Below are 2,637 nucleotides of genomic sequence, written 5' to 3' on the forward strand. Positions count from 1 at the left end.
TTGTTAGATTATATCTAACAATTTGCGTGCAGTTCGTGGAACAGCCCAACCTTTTTAATGATTAATTCGTTCATAGTTCGCTTTAGGTAAAATTGGAATAGAAATAGTGAAAGTTGTACCGTTTTGATTACTAGACATTTTTAATGTACCGTTATGATTTTGAATAATTTTCTTCGTTACTGACAAGCCCAGTCCTGTTCCTGAATCTTTTGTTGAGAAGAATGGATCAAAGATATATTCTTGAATAGCTGGAGGAACCCCAGTTCCGTTATCTGTGAAAGTAATCCGAACAAAGTTATCTAGGCGATAACTAGAGATTTGAATGGAAAGAGGTCTTTCGCCTCGAGCATCGATAGCATTTTGAAATAAATTTTAAAAAACTTGCACAAGTTCATGACGATCGATATTGACAAGTACACCATCTAATTCCGTAGAAAATTCATAGTCAATAGAAATGTTGTGTAAAAAACCTTCACTAGCAAGTAGTTGTTGAATATATTCGCGTAAAAACGTATTGATGGGAAAAGGTTCTCTAGTAAATTCACGCGTTTTTGAAATGGCTAAAAATTTTGTGATAATACTATTTGCACGATCTAGTTCAGGAATGAGTAGACTTTTAAACAATTCTTTATTGGATGGAGAAACGTTATCTTGTAGAAATTGCAAGTATCCACGTACCGTTGTAAGGGGATTTCGTACTTCATGAGCAATCCCAGCTGCGATTCGTCCTGCTAATGAAAATTTTTCTGCATCACGTTCTGTGTTTAAATAATGGAAGACACTAATAACTCTAAAAATCTCTCCGTTATAATCCCGAATAATTCGATTGTTTAAAATACCATAGTTTTTGTCTAACACTTCTTCATTATATATTTCTGTTCCTGTTCTTAATGTTTCAATCGCTTTAATTTGTTCTTCTGGCAAGTTTAGTAATTGTTGAATTGGCTTTCCAATTATATCATTTCGTACTACACCAAAATCATCTGCTGCAGCTTGATTACATAAAGTTATATTTCCTTTACTATCAACAAAGGTGACATGATGTGAAAAAGCATCAAAAATATGAACAAAGTATGTTTCAAGTTGTTCAAATAAAAATAATGAATCGCAAGTAAGTTGAAAATCAGCCTTTTTATTCTCTTTTTGTATGTTTTGAATGGAATGAGTCGTTCTCGTTTTCTTTATTTGTAAACCAATATGTGGATTTTTGTATGTGAAATGATGTGGTAATTGATTCACAAGCTCTTCATATAACCGCACTTTATTTTCTAGTTCTTCTATTCGTTTTTCATGAGATACAATATCATCGTTTGGAAGCATAAATAAATAGCCCCTCAATTTAAAAATTCTTCCATTTAGTATATCATATTTTTATACGGATACTCTTAAAGAAGGGGCTACTTAATGAAATTGATTAGCTGAAATGTCCGGGAAGTGAGTAGAATGGATAGAAGGTGAAGTTAAAAAGGGAGGTATATATTTGCTTTTCATTGGAGTGACAGGGTGGGGAGATCATGATTCTTTATATATAAATCCCTATGAAAATAGAAATAAATTGCGAACTTATAGTGAGCATTTTCCCATTGTGGAAGTAGATAGTTCATTTTATGCGATACAACCTGCGCGGAATTATACAAAATGGGCGATGGAAACGCCGAAAGATTTTTCTTTTATAGTAAAAGCCTATCAAGGAATGACAGGACATATGAAAGGGGAAATCCCTTTTTCTACGTTCGATGAGATGTTTGATGTGTATAAACAATCCATTCTTCCTTTAATAGAAGCAAATAAATTAAAAATGATTTTATTTCAATATCCACCATGGTTTGATTGTAAAGTGAAAAATGTAGATTTACTTCGATACACGAAAGAAAAAATGGAAGATTTACCATGTGCAATAGAATTTCGAAATCAAACATGGTTTTATCCAGAAATGAGAGATAAGACGTTACAGTTTTTAGAAAAAGAAAACTGGATTCATACAATTTGCGATGAGCCTCAGGCTGGAATAGGATCAGTACCGCTTATATTAGAGGCAACAAACTCGGACATGGCATTAATACGTTTTCATGGCCGAAATGTTCATGGTTGGCTGGATAAAGGAGAAAATTGGAGAGCGGTTCGCTGTTTATATCGTTATAATAGTAAAGAATTGGCGGAATGGGTAGAACGATTAGAGCGATTGAAAAAGAAGACGAAGGATATATTTGTATTGTTTAATAATAATTCGGGCGGAGATGCAGCGGATAATGCGAAACAGCTTATGAAAATGATGAACATTACATATGGTGAGCCGAAGCCTGAGCAATTAAATTTGTTTGAATGATGATAAACAAGAAAGGCACTGTACAAACAGGGGGAATGTACAGTGCCTTTCTATATGAAAAAGAGGGGTAACAATGTAACTGAGAGTTTGGTTGATTCATCAATTGTTGGCTTCATAATAAATGATAATGGTTATCATTATCATTGTCAATGGTTTTTCGGAAAATAAGTAAAAAACTTTTTATCCCGCTATTTGCGGCAGTAAAACTCCTACCTCAAAATTCGGCTGAAGCAAAGAAGTTAGGTGGGAGCCCTGCTGCCCGTAAACGCCCGATTGGTGAAGGCTAATAATCAGTGGGGGATGAACAAAAC

General features: G+C 34.1%; 1 protein-coding gene and 1 pseudogene. One reads left to right on the forward strand and one right to left on the reverse strand.

What is annotated here, in order from left to right:
• Nucleotides 1–54 precede the first annotated feature (54 nt).
• A pseudogene (locus AB3X49_RS21050) lies at nt 55–1,320 on the reverse strand (ATP-binding protein).
• Between the two features lie 160 nt (nt 1,321–1,480).
• On the opposite strand from AB3X49_RS21050, the gene AB3X49_RS21055 reads away from it, so the two are divergent.
• Entirely contained in the window at nt 1,481–2,326 is an 846-nt protein-coding gene (locus tag AB3X49_RS21055; protein ID WP_002086674.1) for a DUF72 domain-containing protein, read from the forward strand.
• The last annotated feature ends 311 nt before the right edge of the window (nt 2,327–2,637 follow it).

Source organism: Bacillus sp. C30 (genome assembly GCF_040838255.1).
GTDB classification, from domain to species: domain Bacteria; phylum Bacillota; class Bacilli; order Bacillales; family Bacillaceae_G; genus Bacillus_A; species Bacillus_A mycoides.